General features: G+C 70.8%; 16 protein-coding genes. 8 read left to right on the forward strand and 8 right to left on the reverse strand.

Going from position 1 to position 20505, the window contains the following annotated elements; all coding sequences use genetic code 11:
- Window positions 1-7 precede the first annotated feature (7 nt).
- The gene (gene hutH, locus ADK64_RS18775) at window positions 8-1546 is read left to right on the forward strand and encodes a histidine ammonia-lyase (RefSeq protein ID WP_053660424.1); all 1539 of its coding nucleotides are present in this window, start codon (window positions 8-10) and stop codon (window positions 1544-1546) included.
- A gap of 56 nt (window positions 1547-1602) precedes the next feature.
- On the opposite strand, the gene ADK64_RS18780 is transcribed toward hutH, so the two are convergent.
- Together ADK64_RS18780 and ADK64_RS18785 are read right to left on the reverse strand one after the other, a co-directional pair.
- On the reverse strand, window positions 1603-2397 hold the full coding sequence (locus tag ADK64_RS18780; RefSeq protein ID WP_234384633.1) for a hypothetical protein: 795 nt from the start codon (window positions 2395-2397) through the stop codon (window positions 1603-1605).
- A 42-nt stretch (window positions 2398-2439) separates the two neighbouring features.
- A complete protein-coding gene (locus ADK64_RS18785) occupies window positions 2440-2778 on the reverse strand; it encodes a hypothetical protein (protein ID WP_053660428.1) in 339 nt (112 codons plus the stop codon).
- A gap of 109 nt (window positions 2779-2887) precedes the next feature.
- On the opposite strand from ADK64_RS18785, the gene ADK64_RS18790 reads away from it, so the two are divergent.
- The 5 genes from ADK64_RS18790 to ADK64_RS18810 all read left to right on the forward strand — a co-directional run bounded on the left by ADK64_RS18790 (window position 2888) and on the right by ADK64_RS18810 (window position 10563).
- Window positions 2888-3232, forward strand: coding sequence for a hypothetical protein (locus ADK64_RS18790; protein WP_053660430.1), 345 nt, complete (start codon window positions 2888-2890; stop codon window positions 3230-3232).
- Between the two features lie 220 nt (window positions 3233-3452).
- The gene (locus ADK64_RS18795) at window positions 3453-4700 is read left to right on the forward strand and encodes a L,D-transpeptidase (protein WP_199829645.1); all 1248 of its coding nucleotides are present in this window, start codon (window positions 3453-3455) and stop codon (window positions 4698-4700) included.
- A 137-nt stretch (window positions 4701-4837) separates the two neighbouring features.
- A complete protein-coding gene (locus tag ADK64_RS18800; RefSeq protein WP_053660434.1) occupies window positions 4838-6307 on the forward strand; it encodes an ABC transporter permease in 1470 nt (489 codons plus the stop codon).
- Window positions 6308-6356: 49 nt separating this feature from the next.
- Entirely contained in the window at window positions 6357-7040 is a 684-nt protein-coding gene (locus tag ADK64_RS18805) for an ABC transporter ATP-binding protein (RefSeq protein WP_053660436.1), read from the forward strand.
- A 283-nt stretch (window positions 7041-7323) separates the two neighbouring features.
- Entirely contained in the window at window positions 7324-10563 is a 3240-nt protein-coding gene (locus ADK64_RS18810; RefSeq protein WP_078992724.1) for a S8 family peptidase, read from the forward strand.
- Between the two features lie 80 nt (window positions 10564-10643).
- Here the strand turns inward: ADK64_RS18810 and ADK64_RS18815 are convergent, their stop codons facing one another.
- On the reverse strand, window positions 10644-11573 hold the full coding sequence (locus tag ADK64_RS18815; RefSeq protein WP_053660439.1) for a helix-turn-helix domain-containing protein: 930 nt from the start codon (window positions 11571-11573) through the stop codon (window positions 10644-10646).
- Window positions 11574-11743: 170 nt separating this feature from the next.
- On the opposite strand from ADK64_RS18815, the gene ADK64_RS18820 reads away from it, so the two are divergent.
- Entirely contained in the window at window positions 11744-12787 is a 1044-nt protein-coding gene (locus tag ADK64_RS18820) for an NAD(P)-dependent alcohol dehydrogenase (RefSeq protein WP_053660441.1), read from the forward strand.
- 4 nt (window positions 12788-12791) lie between these two features.
- Here the strand turns inward: ADK64_RS18820 and ADK64_RS18825 are convergent, their stop codons facing one another.
- The 5 genes from ADK64_RS18825 to ADK64_RS49050 all read right to left on the reverse strand — a co-directional run bounded on the left by ADK64_RS18825 (window position 12792) and on the right by ADK64_RS49050 (window position 18892).
- Window positions 12792-13883, reverse strand: a complete 1092-nt coding sequence (locus tag ADK64_RS18825) for a FecCD family ABC transporter permease (protein ID WP_053660685.1) — start codon at window positions 13881-13883, stop codon at window positions 12792-12794.
- Window positions 13884-13909: 26 nt separating this feature from the next.
- Window positions 13910-14899 (reverse strand): FecCD family ABC transporter permease, encoded by a 990-nt coding sequence (locus ADK64_RS18830; protein ID WP_053660443.1) that lies wholly within the window; start codon window positions 14897-14899, stop codon window positions 13910-13912.
- Window positions 14900-15955, reverse strand: coding sequence for an iron-siderophore ABC transporter substrate-binding protein (locus ADK64_RS18835; protein ID WP_053660444.1), 1056 nt, complete (start codon window positions 15953-15955; stop codon window positions 14900-14902).
- A gap of 33 nt (window positions 15956-15988) precedes the next feature.
- Window positions 15989-18304, reverse strand: coding sequence for an FdhF/YdeP family oxidoreductase (locus tag ADK64_RS18840; protein WP_053660446.1), 2316 nt, complete (start codon window positions 18302-18304; stop codon window positions 15989-15991).
- 138 nt (window positions 18305-18442) lie between these two features.
- A complete protein-coding gene (locus ADK64_RS49050; RefSeq protein ID WP_420712997.1) occupies window positions 18443-18892 on the reverse strand; it encodes a DUF3885 domain-containing protein in 450 nt (149 codons plus the stop codon).
- Window positions 18893-19683: 791 nt separating this feature from the next.
- Here ADK64_RS49050 and ADK64_RS47420 point away from each other — a divergent pair.
- Entirely contained in the window at window positions 19684-19917 is a 234-nt protein-coding gene (locus tag ADK64_RS47420; RefSeq protein ID WP_234384634.1) for a recombinase family protein, read from the forward strand.
- The last annotated feature ends 588 nt before the right edge of the window (window positions 19918-20505 follow it).

The raw sequence follows: 20505 nt of genomic DNA on the forward strand, positions 1-20505 counted from the left end.
TATGGATATGCACACTGTGGTGGTGGGGACGTCCGGTGTCACGGCGTCCGACGTTCTCGCCGTGGCGCGCGGCGGTGCCCGCATCGAGCTGTCGGCGGAAGCGGTGGCGGCCCTGGCCGCGGCCCGGGAGATCGTGGACGCGCTGGCCGCGAAGCCGGACCCGGTCTACGGCGTCTCCACCGGCTTCGGAGCCCTGGCGACCCGGCACATCAGCCCCGAACTGCGCGCCCAGCTGCAGCGCAACATCGTCCGCTCGCACGCCGCCGGGATGGGGCCGAGGGTGGAGCGGGAAGTCGTACGGGCCCTGATGTTCCTGCGGCTCAAGACCGTCTGCTCGGGACACACCGGTGTGCGCCCCGAGGTCGCGCAGACCATGGCCGACGTGCTGAACGCCGGGATCACCCCGGTCGTGCACGAGTACGGCTCCCTCGGCTGCTCCGGCGACCTCGCGCCCCTGTCCCACTGTGCGCTCACCCTCATGGGAGAGGGCGACGCCGAGGGCCCCGACGGGGCAGTACGGCCCGCCGGCGAGCTGCTCGCCGAGCACGGGATCAAGCCCGTCGAGCTGCGCGAGAAGGAGGGGCTCGCCCTCCTCAACGGCACCGACGGCATGCTCGGCATGCTGGTCATGGCCCTCGCCGACCTCGACACCCTCTACAAGTCCGCCGACGTCACCGCCGCCCTCAGCCTGGAGGCGCTGCTGGGCACGGACAAGGTGCTCGCCCCCGAGCTGCACGCCATCCGCCCGCACCCGGGCCAGGGCGCCTCCGCCGCCAACATGCTCGCCGTCCTCAAGGGCTCCCAGCTCACCGGCCACCACCAGGGCGACGCCCCGCGCGTCCAGGACGCCTACTCCGTGCGCTGCGCCCCGCAGGTCGCCGGTGCCGGCCGGGACACCGTGACGCACGCCCGCCTGGTCGCCGAGCGCGAGCTGGCCTCGGCCGTCGACAACCCGGTCGTACTGCCCGACGGACGCGTGGAGTCCAACGGGAACTTCCACGGCGCCCCGGTCGCCTATGTCCTGGACTTCCTCGCCATCGCCGCCGCCGACCTCGGCTCCATCGCCGAGCGCCGCACCGACCGGCTGCTGGACAAGAACCGCAGCCACGGGCTGCCGCCGTTCCTCGCGGACGACGCGGGTGTCGACTCCGGCCTGATGATCGCCCAGTACACGCAGGCGGCCCTGGTCAGCGAGATGAAGCGGCTGGCCGTGCCCTCCTCCGCGGACTCCATCCCGTCCTCCGCCATGCAGGAGGACCACGTGTCCATGGGCTGGTCGGCAGCGCGCAAGCTGCGCACCGCCGTCGACAACCTCACCCGGATCATCGCCATCGAGCTGTACGCGGCCACCCGCGCCATAGAACTGCGCGAGGGCCTCGCCCCGGCGCCCGCCTCCCAGGCCGTCATCGAGGCCGCGCGCGGCGCCGGAGTGCGGGGTCCGGGCCCGGACCGGTTCCTGGCGCCCGACCTCGCCGCCGCCGACGCGTTCGTGCGCGGCGGCCACGTGGTCACCGCGGCGGAGTCGGTCACCGGCCCGCTGCAGTAACGTCCCCGCACGAGAAGGGGCCCCGTCCGCCGGACAGGGCCCCTTCTGTCGTCACGTCACTTGAGCTTGGCCGCCTGTGCCTTGACGACCGCCGACGGCACCGCGTACGCCTTCTTGGCCATGACCGCGCCGATGTTCAGCGTGTAGTACGACGCCAGGACGTTCCCGTGCCGGACGACCTCGGCGTGCACGGGCACCGGGTCCCCGTCGTCCGAGTCGCCGGTCACGACGAAGGCCACGGACGCGTCACCCGTGCCCGCGGACCTCTCCTCGGCGACCTTGGGGAACGTCGCCTTCAGCGAGGCCTGCTCACCGGTGAAGCCGCCCGCGCAGGCCCGCACCGCGTCGGAGACCGACTTCAGGGCCTTCTCGGCGCCGTCCCCCGCGTACGAGGACAGGTTGAGCTTGGTGGCGGACCGGTCCAGGGACTTGTTCAGCTGCTCGGAGAACTTGCCGTCGGCCATGTCGTCCAGGGAGGTCGCGTCGTCCGAGGGCACCTTCCTGTTCTCGTCGACCGAACGGGCGGTCTCCGCCGCCGCGTCGACCGGTGCCTGGCCCGTGAGGACGTGCATCAGCGGCTCGCACCTCTTGTCGGTGGCCGTGACCGCGCTCCTGGCGAGGAGGGCCACCCCCTTGACGGGCTCGACCGTGTACCCGGGCACCTCGCCCTCGGCGAGGACCAGCTTCGTCAACTCCGCGGCGCTCAGCGCCTTCGGGGCCGTACCGGAACCCTTGGACCCGCCGGATCCCGAGTCCTTCGATCCCCCGTCGGAACAGCCCGCGACAAGGGCGAGCGACAGTGCACCCGCAGCTGCGGTGGCGCACAGCCGCACGCCCGATGATCTCTTCATGGGCGCACTATGTGTATGTCTTCAAAGGTTCGTCAAGGGAAATTAAAAGCCCAGCCGCTCGCGGCGCACCGAATACGCGACGAAACCGGCGCCCATGGCGAGGAAAAGGGTGCCCCCGACGACGTACGGCGTGGTGTCGGGGCTTCCGGTGTCGGCGAGTTCGGTGGCGTCCGCCGCGTCCCGCGCGGTCTGTGAGGTCACCTGCGACACCACTCTGGCCTGCTGGGTGACGTCCGTCGTGGAGTACTCGGACACCGTTGTTCTGGCCTGGGCGTCCGCCGAGGGGCCCTGCGAGGCGTTGGCGGACGGGACGAACCACAGCGCGCAGAGCAGCGTGCCCGCGGCGGTGGCGGTCAGCAGCGGACGGCGAGCGGATGACACGGAATATCGATCCCCTTGTGACGCTGGCGAATTGGCCGTGCGGAGCGATGTTAGTGAAAGTCGCGGGTCACGGGAAAGTCACGGGAGGTTTCGGTCGTACGCTCGCGCCATGAGCGCTGAAGAGACTTCACGTTTTGTACGGCTTCGGGTGGAGCTGGTCCTCGAAGTGCACGAGGAGGACCAGGTGACCAAGGCCGCGCTGCGCCGGCTCGCGCAGGATCCGGAGCTGCCGGAGTCCGAGCGGGCCCAGGCGGAGGGGACTGTGACGGAAGACACCGCGGAGGCCCTCGCGTATCTGGTCGATCCGTTCGACCTGGTCAGCGAGGTACCCGGGGTGGAGCTGCAGCAGGCGTCCTGGTCCAGCGAGCGGATCGACTACGACCCTGATTCGCCCGACTGGGACCTGGACGAGGATGATGAGGAGGGCGACGAAGAAGAGGGTGGCATGGGCTGAGCGTCACGGGGAAGTTTTGGCCCCGGACGGCAACCGCCGTCCGGGGTTTCGTCGTCTCAGGGGGCACACGGATCGACTCCCGCACCACTCGCGGTGCCGCGGACGTGGTGTGCCCCACAGATCCACTGGGCGGGGAACGGGACGGCACGTCCGTAGCGTTGAAGGTTCTTACGGGGACTCTCGGGGTTATCGCGACTCGGCAACGATGGAGAAGCTTGTGATGACGGACAGTAAGCGGCGCAGGAGCCTGGTGGCCGCGTCCGCTCTGCTCGGCGGTGTGCTGGTGCTCACGGCGTGTTCCGGCGGCGACAAGGCCTCCGCGACCGGCAACGGCGACTCCTCGCAGGCCAAGGCCGACGCGGCCGCTGCGAAGAAGTCGTCCGAGGCGCAGATCACGATCACGCCCAAGGACGGCTCCGACAACGCCTCCATCAACAACTCCGCCGCCGTCACGGTCAGCAAGGGCACCCTCACGGGCGTGCAGATGACCACCCAGGACGGCAAGGCCGTCGCCGGTCAGCTCTCCGCCGACAAGACGAGCTGGAAGCCCACCCTCCAGCTGGAGCGCTCCACCACGTACAAGGTCGCCGCCGAGGCCAAGGACTCCGAGGGCCGCGTGGCGCACGAGAACGCGTCCTTCACCACGGTCTCCCCGGCCAACAGCTTCATAGGCTCCTTCACCCCGGACAACGGCTCGACCGTCGGCGTCGGCATGCCCGTGTCGATCAACTTCGACAAGGCCATCACCAACAAGGCGGCCGTGCAGAAGGGCATCACGGTCAGCTCCAGCAGCGGCCAGGAGGTCGCCTGCCACTGGTTCAACGCCAACCGCATGGACTGCCGCCCCCAGGATTACTGGAAGGAGGGTTCCACCGTCACGCTGAAGCTCGCGCTCGACGGCGTCGAGGGCGCCAGCGGCGTCTACGGCGTCCAGCAGAAGACGGTCACCTTCCACATCGGCCGCAACCAGGTCTCCTACGTCGACGCGAAGACCAAGCAGATGAAGGTCACGCAGGACGGCAAGGTCGTCAAGACCATCCCGATCTCCGCCGGCTCGCCCGAGCACACCACGTACGAGGGCCAGATGGTGATCTCGGAGAAGTTCACGCAGACCCGGATGAACGGCGCGACGGTCGGCTTCACCGACGACGACGGCAAGGGCGAGTACGACATCAAGGACGTACCCCACGCCATGCGGCTGACCAACTCCGGCACCTTCATCCACGGCAACTACTGGGGCGCCCCGTCCGTCTTCGGCGGCGCCAACACCAGCCACGGCTGTGTCGGCCTGCAGGACGTCAAGGGCGCCGGCGACGCGAACATGCCGGCCGCGTGGTTCTACAACCACTCGCTGATCGGTGACGTCGTGGTCGTCCAGAACACCGGCGACAAGACGGTCTCCCCGGACAACGGCCTCAACGGCTGGAACATGGACTGGGCGCAGTGGAAGGCCGGTTCGGCCGTCTGACGCCTCGTCGACCTCACAGCCTTCCGGTGCCGCCCCCCAGGGGCGGCACCGGTGTTTCTGGGCCCGGGCACAGCCTTCTCATGCTTCTTTTATGCCGGCCTTAGGGTGTCGTCACGGTCCGTGCCTAGCTTGCGGCCATGTTCTTCACCTACCTGAGGCGCGAACTGCGCCGCCGCAGAAAGGCGGCCCTCGTCGTCGCCTCCGGGCTCGCGCTGGGCATCGCGCTGGTCATCGTGGTCAACTCCGTGTCGAACGGCATGGGCAAGGCCCAGGACAAGGTCCTCCAGTCGCTGTACGGCCTGGGTACGGACATGACGGTCAGCAAGGCGGCGAGCGCCGACACCGGCGACTCGGGGCGGCCGCGCTTCCAGTTCAACGCCAAGGACAACGGCGACAGCTCGACGCAGAGCAGCGACCGTGTCATGGTGCAGGGCTTCACCACCCTGGCCTCCTCCACCGTCACCAAGGTCGGCGACCAGAAGGGCGTCTCGTCCGCCGTGGGCGGGCTGAGCCTCCGGGTGCTCAAGGTCAGCGGCCAGTTCACGCGCGGCCAGTTCCAGCAGAACGGGGGCGGCGGCGGATTCCGGCGCGGCGGCGGGAGCGGTCAGCCGCAGGGTGAGGTCAAGGGCGGCGGCGCCAACTTCGACGTCAACCAGTACTCGGTCTTCGGCACCGACGTGACCAGGCCGCAGATCGGCCCGCTGACCTCTTCGAAGATCACCAGCGGCCGTGCCTTCAAGACGACCGAGACGGATGCGAAGGTCGTCGTCGCCGACGCTTCGTACGCCAAGGAGAAGAGCCTCAAGGTCGGCTCCACGGTCACCGTCAAGGACGTGAAGTACTCGGTCATCGGCATCGCGACGGCCGACAGCGGTGACGCGGCGGCCAATCTGTACATGCCGCTCAAGCAGGCCCAGACCCTGAGCGACAACGCGAACAAGGTCACCACGATCTACGTCAAGGCGACCGACTCCCAGCAGATCGACGTCGTCAAGAGCGCCATCCAGAAGAACGTCTCGGGTACGACGGTCACGACCTCCGCCGACCTGGCGAAGACCGTCTCCGGCTCCCTGTCCACCGCCTCCTCCCTCGCCACCAACGTCGGCAAGTGGCTGTCGATCGCGGTGCTGGTCGCGGCCTTCCTGGTGGCGGGTCTGCTGACCTCCTCGGCCGTCTCCCGTCGCGTCCGCGAGTTCGGCACCCTCAAGGCGCTGGGCTGGAAGTCGGGCCGGGTGACCCGGCAGGTGGTCGGCGAGGCCGTCGTCAACGGCCTGGTCGGCGGCGCCCTCGGCATCGCGCTCGGCCTGGCCGGCGCCTACGTCGTCACGGCCATCAGCCCGACCCTCCAGGCACAGCTCGGCGGTGGCGGCGGCACGGGCGCAAGCGGCTTCGGCGGCGGCGGTGGCTTCGGTGGCGGCGGCGGCTTCGGCGGCCGGGGCCGTCAGGCGGCGAAGAGCCTGGAGGTCGCCCTCACGGCTCCGGTCAGCGTCACGACGATCGTCCTCGCGGTGGGCCTCGCGGTGGCGGGCGGCCTGATCGCCGGAGCGTTCGGCGGCTGGCGGGCGTCGCGGCTGCGGCCGGCGGATGCGCTGAGGCGCGTGGAGTAAGGACCGCCCGTCCTCATCGTTCCACCCGAAAACCCTCCCAGGAGCCACCATGTACGAACTCAGAAACGTGACCAAGCGCTACGCGAGGGGCAAGGACACGGTCCACGCCCTCGACGGAGTGGACCTCACCATCGGCGACGGAGACAGGCTCGTCATCCAGGGCCCCACCGGCGGCGGAAAGTCCACCCTCCTCCAGATGCTCGGCGGCCTCGACCGTCCCAGCTCGGGCGAGGTGACCCTGGACGGCACGGATCTGGCCAAGCTCAACGAAGCCCGGCTGACCAGGGTCCGCAGCGAGAACATCGGCTTCGTCTTCCAGTCCTTCAATCTCATCCCCACCCTCACCGCCCAGGAGAACGTGGAGACGGCCCTCGTCCCCCTGGGCATCAAGGCCAAGGAACGCCGCGAACTGGCCGCCGACGCACTGCAGTCCGTGGGCCTCGGCGAACGTCTGGGACATCTTCCCGGCGAAATGTCCGGAGGCCAGCAGCAGCGCGTCGCCATCGCCCGCGCCCTGGTGAAGAAGCCCAAGGTGCTGCTCGCCGACGAGCCGACCGGCAACCTCGACGAGGGCATGCGGGACGAGATCATGGACGTACTCGAACGCCTGTGGAAGGAGCACGGCTTGACCTTCGTCATGGTCACCCACGACTCCGCCATCGCGAAGAAGGCGCCGCGACTGGCCACCATCCGCAAGGGAAAGATCACGGTAAGGGAGAACGCCGGCGCCTGAAACGGCGGACGACACCGCTTTCCCATAGGTCACTTCGCGGTTGTGTAACAGTTTCCCGACCTTCCTCTTACCGTCCTCTCGTTTGTTGAGCGGCCCGATCGCCCCCCGGCATACTGCGTGATCCGGGGGGTGGCGTGCATGCGTACGAGACCACTCCCTCCGGCCGGGTGAACGGGGAATTCGCCCGGCACTCCATCTCCAGGGGGAGAACTTGCGCAGACAAGTGAAGAGCGCTGCCGCGGCCGGTGTGGCGACGGCCGCAGCCTTCGCCCTCGCAGCGGGCATGACCAGCCCGGCGACGGCGAACCCCGCGGAGCGCACCCCGGCAGCCGCCTCCGCGTTCACCGCCACGACCCGCGTCACCCTCATCACCGGTGACCGGGTCGCCCTCGACGCCAAGGGCCGCATCGTCGGCCTGGAGCGGGCCAAGGGCCGCGAGCACATACCCTTCCAGGTCCGCAGGAGCGAGGGGCACACACTGGTCGTCCCCGCCGACGCGGCCCGCCTGGTGGCCTCCGGCACGCTGGACCAGCGGCTGTTCGACATCAACGAGCTGAACAAGGCCGCCACCCGCAAGGCCCAGAAGAACGGCCTGAAGGTGATCGTCGGCTACCGCGGCAGCGCCGTGACCGCCAAGGCCGACGTCCGGGGGGCGGGCCATCTGCGCCGCAGCCTGGCCGCGCTCAACGCCGACGCCGTGCAGACCCCGGTCCGGGACACCGCCGCGCTGTGGCACGCCGTCACCGACGGCGAGCGGACCGCCTCCGGTATCGCGCACGTCTGGCTCGACGGCGTCCGCAAGGCCTCCCTCGACAAGTCCGTGCCGCAGATCGGCGCCCCGACCGCCTGGAAGGCCGGCTACACCGGCAAGGGCGTCAAGGTCGCCGTCCTCGACACGGGAGTGGACACCCGCCACCCGGACCTCAAGGACCAGGTGATCGCGTCCCAGAACTTCACCTCCGCCGAGGACGCCGCCGACCACTACGGGCACGGCACCCACGTCGCCTCCATCGTGGCGGGCACCGGCGCCGAGTCCGGCGGGAAGTACACCGGTGTCGCCCCGGGCGCCAGGATCCTCAACGGCAAGGTCCTGGACGACTCCGGCTCCGGTGACGACTCCGGCATCCTCGCCGGCATGGAGTGGGCGGCCGCGCAGGGCGCCGACGTCGTCAACCTCAGCCTCGGCGGCCCCGACAGCCCCGGCGTCGACCCCCTCGAGGCCGAGGTCGACAAGCTCTCCGCCACCAAGGGCATCCTCTTCGCGGTCGCGGCGGGCAACGACGGGCCGAACTCGCTCGGTTCGCCGGGCAGCGCGGACGCCGCGCTCACCGTCGGCGCCGTCGACAAGCAGGACAAGCTCGCCGACTTCTCCTCCACCGGCCCGCGCGTCGGCGACGGCGCGATCAAGCCGGACGTCACCGCGCCCGGCGTGGACATCACCGCCGCCGCGGCCAAGGGCAGCGTCATCGACCAGGAGGTCGGCGAGAAGCCCGAGGGCTACCTGACCATCTCCGGCACCTCGATGGCCACCCCGCATGTCGCGGGCGCCGCCGCGATCCTGAAGCAGGAGCACCCCGACTGGGGCTACGCCGAGCTGAAGGGCGCGCTGACCGGCTCCGCCAAGGGCGGGAACTACACCCCGTTCCAGCAGGGTTCGGGCCGGATCGCGGTGGACCGGGCCATCAAGCAGTCCGTGATCGCCGAGCCGGTCTCGGTGAGCTTCGGCGTCCAGCAGTGGCCGCACACCGACGACAAGCCGGTCACCAAGAAGGTGACGTACCGCAACCTCGGCGACCAGGCCGTCACGCTCACCCTGCGCAGCACCGCCCTCGACCCCAAGGGCAAGGCGGCCCCGGCCGGCTTCTTCAGACTCGGCGCGACCGAGGTGACGGTCCCGGCCCACGGCACGGCCTCCGTCGGTCTCACCGCCGACACCAGGCTGGGCGGCACCCTCGACGGCGCCTACTCGGCCTACGTGACCGCGACCGGCGCCGGCCAGACGGTCCGCACGGCCGCCGCGGTGACGCGTGAGGTGGAGTCGTACGACATCACGCTGAAGGCCATCGGGCGCGACGGCAAGCCGGCCAAGTACTACAGCGCCGACCTGGGCGGTGTCGCCGGTCTCGCGAACGGCACGGACCTGAACCCGTACGACCCGTCCGGCACGGTGAAGGTGCGCGCGCCCAAGGGCACGTACATCCTCAACTCCGCCGTCTTCATGGACCCGGAGGGCGCGAAGGGTGCGGACTGGATCGTCCAGCCGAAGCTGACCGTCGCCAGGAAGCAGACGATCACGATCGACGCGCGCAAGGCCAAGCCGGTGGACATCACCGTCCCGGCCAAGGGCGTCACCTCGCGGTTCGCCGCGCCCGGGTACGACGTCACGATCGGCAAGGGCGACTACGGCTACGGCTGGTTCCTGGACTCGTACAAGAACTTCCGCACCGCCCACCTGGGCCCGCGACTGCCCGCCGGGACGCTGTACCAGCAGTGGGAAGGCCACTGGACCAAGGGCGCGGGCGAGGAGTACGACGTCACCGCCGGCGGCCCGGTCAGGCAGCTCGCCACCGGCTACACCAAGCACTTCAGGGCGGGCGAGCTGGCCACGGTCAAGGCCCGGCTCGGCGCCGCGGTGAGCGGCAGGACCGGCTCGGTCAACGCGGTCGGCTGGCTGCCCGGCAGCAGCGGTGCCTCCTCCATCAGCATCCCGCAGAAGCTGCCCGGTACCCGGACGCTGCATCTGTCCGCGACGGGCGGGGTGAACTGGCAGCTGGAGTTCGCCCAGAACGGCGGGCTCGACCAGGACGGCTTCCCGGTCACCGACGCGGCGTACGGGCTCGGCCAGTTCACCTTCAAGGCCGGTCACACCTACACCAAGACGGTCAACACGGCGGTCTTCGGCCCGCACGTGGGCAGCGGCCAGGGCCTGTACCGCAACGGCGACGAGATCTTCGGCTCGCTGTCACTGTTCGCCGACTCCGCCAAGCACGCCGGGTACTCGACGTTCACCTCGGTGAACACGACCCTGTACCGCAACGGCACCAAGGTCGGCTCCAACGACGACCCGCTGTCCGGCGCGAAGACCTTCAAGGTGCCGGCCGGTGACGCCGCCTACCGGCTGACCACCTCGGTCAAGCGCTCGGCCGAGGTCGCGGCGGCCTCCTCCCGGATCGACGCGACCTGGACCTTCCGCTCCGGCAAGCCGTCGGGCGACTTCGCCGAACTGCCCTCCTCCGCCCTGCACTACGGCATCGGGACCGGCCTGGACAGCCGCGTCGCGGCCGGCCGGACCGTCACCTTCCCGGTCACCGTCGAGGGCTCGGCCGCCGGCAAGAACCTGAAGTCCCTGACGGTCTACGTCTCCTACGACGGCAGGACCTTCAAGAAGGTCGACGTCCGGGGCGGCAGGATCACGCTGAAGAACCCCGCGAAGGGCAAGTCCCTCACCCTCCGCTCCGAGATCACCGACAAGAAGGGCAACACGTCGGAGATCACGATCCACGACGCGTACTTCGGCGAATGAGCGGTGGCAGCCGCATGACGCGCTAGGCGCACGACGAACGACGGCCCGCCGTGAGCTCCGCTCCCGGCGGGCCGTCCGCGTCACGGCGAGGGAACCGCGCGGGTCGCGTCCGTCCCCCAGCTCGCCAGCAGGCGCAGCGAGTCGGCGGACGGGGAGCCCGGTTCGGCGTGGTAGGTGAGCAGGGACTGCTCCGAGTCGTCGTTCAGACGGAAGGACTCGTAGTGCAGGGAGAGATCGCCGACCAGCGGATGGTGCAGCCGTTTGACGCCGTGGTTCCTCTCCTTGACGTCGTGCGTGGCCCACAGCCGCCGGAACTCCTCGCTCTTGACCGAGAGTTCGCCCACCAGGGCCGACAGCCGTGGGTCGTCGGGATAGCAGCCGGCGTCCATGCGCAGCGCGCAGACGATGTCGATCGCCTTCTGCTCCCAGTCGACGAAGAGATCGCGGTAGTCGGGGCGCAGGAACACCAGACGCGCCCAGTTCCGCTCGGCCGGCGCCAGCTCCGCCCAGTCGCCGAAGAGCGCCGCCGCCATCCGGTTCCACGCCAGGATCTCCGAGCGGCGCCCGACGATGTACGCCGGTACGCCGTCCATCGTGTCCAGCAGCTGCCGCAGCGCGGAGCGCACCTGCTGCTGCCGCGCCCCCGGCTTCTTCTTGTGCGACTTCGGCTTCGCCAGGTGCGTCAGGTGGGCGTGCTCGGCGTCCGTGAGCCGCAGGGCCCGGGCGATCGCGTCCAGGACCTCCGCCGAGACGTTGCGGCCGTTTCCCTGCTCCAGGCGCGTGTAGTACGCCACCGACACCCCGGCCAGCTGCGCCAGCTCCTCACGGCGCAGCCCCGGCACCCGCCGGTGCCGGCCGAAGTCCGGCAGTCCCACGTCCTCCGGCTTGAGCCGGGCCCGCCGGCTGCGCAGGAACTCGCTCAGCTCGGCCCGCCGGTCCAGGGGCCGCCCGGCGGCGGCCGGCTCCTCCTGGTGCGCGTCCCGCCCGTCCTGTTCGCCCCTGCGTTCCATACGTCCAGTATTCCTGGTCGTACGCACAGCATCCTGACCCCGCCAGTAGTACGCACCGCGGTCGTACGCAAGGGCGTGACCTGGGTGAACCATGGCAGATGAGGCAGTCTGGAAGCGTGCCCGGCGGAAGGCAGCCGGGCACGACGACCCCCCGCTAGGAGAACCCCGGCATGACCACTGTTGCTGCGTACGCCGCGCCTGCCCCGAAGGCCCCGCTGGAGCGGACGACCATCGAGCGACGCGCGGTCGGCGAGTTCGACGTCCTGATCGACATCAAGTTCACCGGTATCTGCCACTCCGACATCCACCAGGTCCGGGACGGCTGGCGCCCCGGCACCTTCCCGATGGTGCCCGGCCACGAGATCGCGGGCATCGTCGCCGAGGTGGGCCCCGGCGTGACGAAGTACGCCGTCGGCGACCGGGTGGGCGTCGGCTGCATGGTCGACTCCTGCCGTGAGTGCGACAACTGCAAGGCGGGCCTGGAGCAGTACTGCTCGAACGGCGGCCCGACCTGGACCTACAACGACACCGGCAAGGACGGGCAGCCCACCTACGGCGGCTACGCGCAGACGATCGTCGTCGACGAGAACTACGTCGTCCGCATCCCGGAGGGCCTGTCCCTGGACGTGGCCGCCCCGCTGCTCTGCGCCGGCATCACCACGTACTCCCCCCTCCGGCACTGGAACATCGGCCCCGGCAAGAAGGTCGCCGTCGTCGGCCTCGGCGGTCTCGGCCACGTCGGCGTCAAGCTCGCGCACGCGCTGGGTGCCGAGGTCACGGTCCTGTCCCAGTCCCTGCGCAAGAAGGACGACGGCCTGAAGCTGGGCGCGGACCACTACTACGCCACCAGCGACCCGAAGACCTTCGAGGAGCTGGCCGGCACGTTCGACCTGATCCTGAACACGGTCTCGGCCCCGCTGGACTTCGCCGCCTACCTGTCCCTGCTGCGCACCGACGGCACCATGGTCAACGTCGGCCTGCCGGAGGAGCCGGTCCAGATCGTCCTGCAGTCCCTGTCCGGCAACCGCCGCAGCCTGAGCACCTCCGGCATCGGCGGCATCCCCGAGACCCAGGAGATGCTGGACTTCTGCGCCGAGCACGGCGTCGGCGCGGAGATCGAACTGATCGGCGCGGAGGAGATCAACGAGGCGTACGAGCGGGTCCTGGCCAGCGACGTCCGCTACCGCTTCGTGATCGACACGGCGACGATCTGACCGGTCACGCGATCGCCCGGCCCGCCGTCCGGGTCCGGGTGCCGCGGCCCAGCAGCCACAACAGGTAGGGGCCGCCGACCAGTGCGGTGAGGGCACCTGCCGGTACCTCCAGCGGCGCGAGCAGCGTGCGCGCGGCGAGGTCGGCGGCGACCAGGACCACCGCACCCGTCAGTGCCGAGCACAGCAGTGGCAGGTGCGGGGTGCGGGTGAGACGTCGGGCCAGCTGGGGCGCGGTGAGCGCGACGAACCCGATCGGTCCGGCCGCGCCGGTCGCCGCGGCGGCGAGTACGACGCCGAGCACGGTCAGCGCGAGCCGCGTGCGGTCCACCCGTACGCCGAGCCCGGCCGCCGTCTCGTCCCCGAGCCCCAGCGGCCGGGCGGCCCGGCCCGCCCACACGAGTCCCGGCAGGCACAGCGCGATCACGACGGCCAGGGGCGCGGCCTGCGCCCACCCCCGCCCGTTGAGACTCCCGGTGAGCCACAGCTTGACCTGCTCGGCCGCGTCCAGCTCGCTGTCCGCGAGGTACAGCTGGACGACGGCCGACAGGGCGACCCCGATCCCGACGCCCGTGAGCACGAACCGGCCGGCGTGCATACCGTGCCGCCAGGCCAGTACGTAGACGAGCGCGGCGGCCGCGAGTCCGCCCGCGACGGAGAGGGCGGGCAGGGTGTTCGGGGAGTTCGTCGTGCCGGTGGCGAGCGCCAGCACGGTCGCGGCGGCGGCGCCGTGTCCGACACCGATCACGTCCGGACTGGCCAGCGGATTCCGGGTCACCGTCTGCACGAGGGCACCCGCCAGGCCCAGCGCCGCCCCGACGAGAGCACCGAGCACGATGCGCGGGACCCGCAGTTCCGTGACGATCAGGTCGTAGGGGGTGCCGCCGTGGCGCAGGGCACGCCAGACACCGGCCGGGGAGACGAAGGTCTGCCCGATACAGGCCGAGGCGAGCATGGCCGCGGCGAGGAGCACCAGCAGCGCGAGGGCGACGAGGGCGGACCGGCGGTGGAGCTGGACGGTACGGGGGCCGAGGCGGAGAACCGCCGTCGATCTGCGGGTCGTCTCCCGGCCGCCGGTACGTCGTGGTCGCCCGCGCAGTTCCCCGCGTTCCTTCGGGGCACTGGTCACGACACGGCTCCTTTCCGGCGCACCAGTACCACCAGCACCGGCACTCCCACCAACGCCGTCATCACCCCGGCCGGCACCTCCGCCGGTGCCCGTACCACCCGCCCCGCCACATCGGCGCCCAGCAGCAACGCGGCCCCCAGCAGCGCGGACAGCGGCAGCACCACCCGGTACCCCGCCCCGCGCACCGTCCGCCGCACGGCGTGCGGCACCGCCAGCCCCACGAACGCGATCGGCCCGGCCGCGGCCACCGCCGACGCGACCAGCAAGGTCGCCCCCAGCGCCGCGGAGGCCCGTACCGCGTGCACCCGGTGCCCGAGCCCCCGCGCGGTCTCGTCGCCGAGGGCCAGCGCGTCCAGCCCCCGCGCGCACGCCAGCACCAGTACGGCCCCGGTCACCAGGAACGGCAGCATTCGTACGACCGTCCCCGCGTCCCGCCCGGCGAGCGTGCCCACCTGCCAGAACCGGAACTGGTCCAGCGTCGCCGAACTCGACGTCAGCACCACGGTCGTGGCACCGGCGGCCATCGCCGACAGCGCCGTACCGGCGAGCGCCAGCTTCACCGGCGTGGCCCCGCCGCGCCCGCGCGAGGCGATGCCGTACACCAGACCCGCGGCGACCACGGCCCCGGCGAAGGCGTACCAGACGGTCCCCTCGAAGCCGTACCCGGCGCCGAAGGCGAGCGCGAGGACCACGCCGGCCGCCGCGCCCTGGCTCAGCCCGAGCACGCCGGGGTCGGCGAGCGGATTGCGGGTGACGGCCTGGAGCGCGGCCCCGGCGAGCCCGAGCGCGGCCCCCGCGGTGAGCCCGACCAGGGTGCGCGGCATGCGCAGGGACCGTACGACGAGCGCGTCCGGCGAACTCCCGCCGTGCAGCAGGGCGTCGAGCACGGTGTGCGGCGCCACCGGCCGGGTGCCGATCGCGAGGCTGAGCAGGACGGCGAGGGCCAGCACGGCGGCGGACGCCGGCCAGGCGAGCAGGCGGCGCACTTACCGCAGGTGCTCGGAGAGCTGTCGTACGACCAGACGGGCGGCCGTGGGACCGGCGTTGAGGTACCACGGGTCGTCGTCCACCCGCACCGCGTGCCCGGCCCCGACCGCCTTCATCGACTTCCACAGCGGCCCCGCCAGGACGCTGTCGGCGTCTGTCTTCCCCGGGTCCCCCTGCACCGAGTAGAAGATCCAGTCACCGTCGGCCGTGTCGATCCGCTCGGTGCTGATGTCCTGCGAAATGGCCTTGAACTGCTGGGACTCGGGGCGGGTGAGGCCCATGTCGACGGCGATGGACCCGGTGAAGGAGGACACGCCGAACATGCGCGTGCGGCCGGGCGTGAAGCGCAGCATGGACACGGTCGTGGAGCCGCTGAGCGCCCTGCCGCTCTGCTCGGCGTCCGCAGCGATGTCGTCGATCATCCGCTGCGCCTGCTTCCCTCTGCCGACGGCGTCGCCGACGAGCAGCAGGTCCCGCTTCCAGTTGACGCCGTTGCCCGCGGTGACGACGGTCGGCGCGATCTTCGACAGCTTGGGGTAGAGGTCGCCGAGGGAGTCGTTGACCAGGATCAGATCGGGCTTGGCGGCGGCCAGGGACTCCAGGTTGGGTGCCTGGCGCGTGCCCGCGTCGGTCATCGTGGCGAGCTGCTTCTTGTCCCGCGGGAAGGCGTCGGCGAGGTAGTCGGGGACGAGCCCCGCGTTGTCGGCCCGGGTCGCCGCCGTCGGTACGACTCCGAGGGAGAGCAGATCGTCCAGCTGGCCCGTGCTGAGCACGGCGATCCGCTTCGGCGCCGACCTGACCGTCGTACGGCCCTCGAAGTGCGTGACCGTACGCGGGAAGACGCCGTCGGTGCCGGTGTCGGAGCCCATGCCGGAGGCGAGCGCGCTGGGGGCGGCGGAGGGACCCTTGGCGGAGCCGATGACGCTGTTGCGCCCGCTGCCGTCGCCCTTCCCGGAACCGCTCCCGGTCCCCTCCCCGGCGCCCGAGCCGCACCCGGCCAACAGCCCCCCGACGACGGACAGGGTCAGGACGGCCCTCCACCTCAACGCACGCACGACTCGCACTCCGATCAATAATTAAGGTGAGCCTTACCTTACCTGTGCTTGATCGGGGTGCTGTCGCGAGGGCTCCACGCGGATGACGATCGACTTCGCCGCGGGGGTGTTGCTCGTCTCGGCGGTGGACTCCAGGGCGACCAGGACGTTCGCCTCGGGGAAGTAGGCGGCCGCGCAGCCGTGCGGCGTCGGATAACGGACGGCGCGGAAGGCGGGGGCGCGGCGTTCGCCGTCGGGGCTGACGCTGATCAGGTCCACCAGGTCGCCGTCGTGGAGGTGGAGCTCGCGCAGGTCGTCGCCGTTGACGAAGACGACCCGGCGGCCGCCCTTGATGCCCCGGTAGCGGTCGTCGAGGCCGTAGACGGTGGTGTTGAACTGGTCGTGCGACCGGACCGTCGTCAGCAGCAGGTGCCCCGGCGGGGCTTCGGCCGCGGTCGGCGGGTTGACGGTGAAGCGGGCCTTGCCGGTCGCCGTGGGGAAGACGCGGGAGTCGCGCGGGGCACGCGGGAGCATGAAGCCGCCCGGCTGCCGGACGCGCTGCTCGAAGGCGTGGAATCCGGGGACGACGTGCTCGATGTGGCGGCGGATCACGGCATAGTCGTCGCGCATGGCACGCCAGCCGAGGTCGTCGCCGAAGAGCGCCCGGCCGAGATCGGCGACGATCGCTGTCTCGCTGCGCAGGTGCGGGGAGCCGGGCAGGAGCCGGCCGTGCGAGGCGTGCACCATCGCCATGGTGTCCTCGACGGTGACGAACTGCTCGCCGGAGGCCTGCCTGTCGCGCTCCGTACGGCCGAGACAGGGCAGGAGCAGCGCCTCCGCTCCGGGGCAGACATGGGTCCGGTTGAGCTTGGTGGCGATGTGCACGGTGAGCGCGCAGCGCGCCAGGGCCGCCTCGGTGACGTCGGTGTCGGGTGCGGCCGCGGAGAAGTTCCCGCCGAGGCCCATGAAGACGTCGATCCCGCCGTCGCGCATGGCCCTGATCGAGTCGACGGTGTCCAGGCCGTGCGCGCGGGGCGGGTCGAAGCCGAACTCGTCGCGGAGCCGGTCGAGGAACGCGTCCGGCATCTTCTCCCAGATGCCCATGGTGCGGTCGCCCTGGACGTTGCTGTGTCCGCGGATCGGGGCGGGTCCGGCGCCGGGGCGTCCGACGTTGCCGCGCAGCAGAAGGAAGTTGACGATCTCGCGGATGGTGGCCACCGCGTTGCGGTGCTGGGTGAGCCCCATCGCCCAGCAGACGACCACGCTGTCGGCGGCGAGGACGTCGGCGGCGCACTCCTCGATCTGGCGGCGGGACAGACCGCTCAGCGTCTCGATCCGCGACCGGTCCAGGGCCCGCCACGCGGCTACGGCCTCCTCGAAGCCGTCGCAGTACCGGTCGATGAAGTCGTGGTCGAGGGCGGAGCCCGGCTCGCCGTCCTCGTGGTCGATCAGGGCGCGGTTCAGTCCCGCGAACAGGGCCAGATCGCCGTTGACCCGTACCGGAAGACAGCGGTCGGCGAGCCGCGTGCCCGGACCGGCCAGCCCGTGCGCGGTCTGCGGATTGCGGAAACGGCCGAAGCCCGCCTCGGGCAGCGGGTTGACGGCGACGATGCGGGCGCCGCGCCGCTTGGCCTCCTCGAGGGCCGTGAGCATGCGGGGATGACAGGTGCCGGGGTTCTGTCCCACGACGATGATCAGATCGGCGTGATCGGTGATGTCGTCGTACGCGATCAGGCCCTTGCCGACGCCGAGCGTCTCGGCCAGCGCCGCGCCGCTCGACTCGTGGCACATGTTGGAGCAGTCCGGCAGGTTGTTCGTGCCGAGCCGGCGTGCCAGCAACTGGTAGAGGAAGGCGGCCTCGTTGCTGGTGCGGCCGCTGGTGTAGAAGACGGCACGGTTCGGGTCGGCCAGGCCGCGCAGCCGGCCGGCGATGAGCGTGAGGGCGTCGTCCCAGCTGACGGGTGTGTAGTGGGCGGCGCCTGGGGCGAGGTGCATCGGCTGGGCGAGCCGCCCCTGTGACTCCAGCCAGTGACCGTCGCGCTTGCGCAGGTCGGTGAGGGAGTGCTCGGCGAAGAAGGCGGCGTCGACGCGCTTGCGGGTGGCCTCCCAGGCGACGGCCTTCACGCCGTTCTCGCAGAACTCCGCGCTCTTCCGGTGCTCCGGATCGGGATCGCCCCAGGCGCAGCTCGGACAGTCGAAACCGTCGACGTGGTTGACCGACAGCAGCGTCTGCAGGCTTCTCCTCGGGCCCATCTCCGCCAGGGCGTAGTGCGCGGATTCGGTGATGCTGTGGATTCCCACGCTGGACTTCCCCGGTCCGGACGAGGTCGGGTGTGCCGGATGGGTCGGATGGTTCGCTTGTTCGGCCATGACCGCTGCCTTTTGCCTACACGCGTTTGCCTGCATGCGTGTGCCTACACGCGCCGGTGATGACCGAGGGCGAAGTCGACCGCGACTGCGTACGCGAGGTAACCGAAGCACCGAGGCGGAGAGCGCCACGCCCCTATCCTATGTGATGCAGGCCACACGCCTTGGTGGAGGGGGTCGAGGCGGGGGCCACCGGACGCGAGCGGCCGCACGCCGCCACAGGCTCGCCGGCTGGGAGGAGAGCCAGTCGGCGTGCCGGTCGCGGAGCCGGTCTCGTTCGGCGGGCGTGGCAAGGACGACGCCCGCGCCACCGTCGTGGGGAGGGTGGATCCGTCGCGGTTCCGTGTCGGTGACGAACACCTCGAAGAGCGCCTCGTCGGCTACGGCGCACAGCAGGTCGTCGATGCGGCCGCGCCGCCGGGGACGCCGGTCCGCCTGCGGGCGCGCGCAGGCGGGGGAACTCGGGACCGGGACCACCCGGCTGCGCCAGGGCCGCCGGGTCGCTGCGCAGGTCCGGGGAAGGCCGTGCTGTCGCAGCGAGGTAGGCCCAGGTCGCGTTGAAGCCGAGCGGGCAGTAGTGCCCGACGGCACACCTCAGGGCGGTGTGCCGTCGGGGCAGTGGCAGCTGTTCGTCGCGCACGCGGCCTGCGTGAGTTCTGAATCCCACCTGGTGACCTCAGCCTTCGGCCTTGGCCACGCCGCCGGTGCGGGACACCCCGGGGCGGCCCGGTCCGAAGTGACCTGCCGGGCTCTTGTCCAGGTGCTGCTGGTGTCCTGACTCGGCCCTCATGAAGGAAGCTGTCCCTTCACGGCAGGGAGCGCGTGGTCCGTGATGGCGGTGATGACGCCACGGGCCGCACGGCTCGGATCGCTCGTGGGGGAGATCGTCCACCAGGTGTCCCGGGCCGCGGGAGGGAGCGTTCCCATGCCTCGTCGGCGCGGTCGCCTCACCCCTCGTCGGCGTCGCCGGCGAGCGCACCGCCGTACCCCGGTCACGTCGACCGTGAACTCGACATGTCCCGCCGTGTCGTGCGCGGATTTCCGGAAGCCGAGGAGAGGCCAGGAAGCCGGGTCGGGCAGTTCGAGGATCTGCCCCGATCCCTTGCAGCCGAGCCCCCGCAGACCAGGGGCGATCTGCGCGCGCACCATGGAAGCGCACACCTCCTGTGCCGTGTGCACCGAGCCGTCGGCCATGGGACGGGGCCGCCCCGATCGGGCAAGAGGCACCGGTTCCTGCGAGGGTGCACCTATGTGATCCATGGCGAACTCCCCTGGTGTGAAAGGCACTTCGGGTACGAGGCGAGCAGCGATCTACTGCCAGATCGGCCAGGACCGGGGCGGCGCCGGACTCGGAGTCGCGCGCCAGGAAGAGAGTTTGGCACGTGGACAGGCTGACACGATCACCGCGCGAGCTGGAAGACGTTATTGATCTCGCCGACCGCCAGGGTGTCGAGCTCGCCGTGGTGAGCGGAGAGATCGATCTTGCGACGCCGACCGGCCGCATGGTGGCTCGGATGCTGGGGGCCGCCGCCCGTCATGAGGCGGAGCACAAGCCCGAGCGCCGCCAGTCTGTCCGTCGGTCTGCCAACCGAGGCTGTGGTGCTCCACGGCCGTAACCATGAGATCCCGCTCAGGGTGGTCGTAGCGGAACATCACGAAGTCGATCAGAATCACGCGGCTCTGATCGTCCACCATGAGGTTCTGCACGTCGGCATCCCCGTGCGCCGGCCCCTTGGGCGTTCCGAAACGCAACTCGGCTTACTCGTCCTGCAGTTCGCGCCGGCTTCCGCAAGAAGACCTTGTCATCGTCCGGGATCACCGCCCGATCGAGCCGGCCCCTCTTGCGTTCGAGCAGCGTCAATCGCCATGCCCGTACCAGTTCCAACGGTCGCATCCTGGCGCCGTCGGACTGGGCCTCTTGCCCTGTGATTCCCCGCTGCTCCCCGCTCTGTCCGGTGCGCTTGTGGTGCGGAGCCCGGTCACGCCCGTCGCACCTCGGCGGTGGTACGCCATCCGGGAAGTGGTCAAGGCCGCTTCAGCGTGCCGATGTTGCCGTCGAAGACGGCCGTCACCGCAGCTTGCCGAGGGTCCGTGTGCACCGCAGGGGGTCAGGTCCGAGTTGTGCCGTCTCACCGGAGGTCGAGTCGTGCGCGCACGTCATGCTCTGCGCGCAGAGCCCCGGCGGATCTGCCGGACCACCGAAG

Origin of the sequence: Streptomyces sp. MMG1121, assembly GCF_001280015.1 — a bacterium.
Classification (GTDB): Bacteria; Actinomycetota; Actinomycetes; order Streptomycetales; family Streptomycetaceae; genus Streptomyces.

What these genes read in the sequence shown, in the direction of transcription:
- hutH (WP_053660424.1), top strand. Translation starts at nt 8, where the DNA reads ATGCACACTGTGGTGGTGGGGACGTCCGGTGTCACGGCGTCCGACGTT.
- ADK64_RS18780 (WP_234384633.1), bottom strand. Translation starts at nt 2,397, where the DNA reads ATGAAGAGATCATCGGGCGTGCGGCTGTGCGCCACCGCAGCTGCGGGT.
- ADK64_RS18790 (WP_053660430.1), top strand. Translation starts at nt 2,888, where the DNA reads ATGAGCGCTGAAGAGACTTCACGTTTTGTACGGCTTCGGGTGGAGCTG.
- ADK64_RS18795 (WP_199829645.1), top strand. Translation starts at nt 3,453, where the DNA reads ATGACGGACAGTAAGCGGCGCAGGAGCCTGGTGGCCGCGTCCGCTCTG.
- ADK64_RS18800 (WP_053660434.1), top strand. Translation starts at nt 4,838, where the DNA reads ATGTTCTTCACCTACCTGAGGCGCGAACTGCGCCGCCGCAGAAAGGCG.
- ADK64_RS18805 (WP_053660436.1), top strand. Translation starts at nt 6,357, where the DNA reads ATGTACGAACTCAGAAACGTGACCAAGCGCTACGCGAGGGGCAAGGAC.
- ADK64_RS18810 (WP_078992724.1), top strand. Translation starts at nt 7,324, where the DNA reads ATGACCAGCCCGGCGACGGCGAACCCCGCGGAGCGCACCCCGGCAGCC.
- ADK64_RS18815 (WP_053660439.1), bottom strand. Translation starts at nt 11,573, where the DNA reads ATGGAACGCAGGGGCGAACAGGACGGGCGGGACGCGCACCAGGAGGAG.
- ADK64_RS18820 (WP_053660441.1), top strand. Translation starts at nt 11,744, where the DNA reads ATGACCACTGTTGCTGCGTACGCCGCGCCTGCCCCGAAGGCCCCGCTG.
- ADK64_RS18840 (WP_053660446.1), bottom strand. Translation starts at nt 18,304, where the DNA reads ATGGCCGAACAAGCGAACCATCCGACCCATCCGGCACACCCGACCTCG.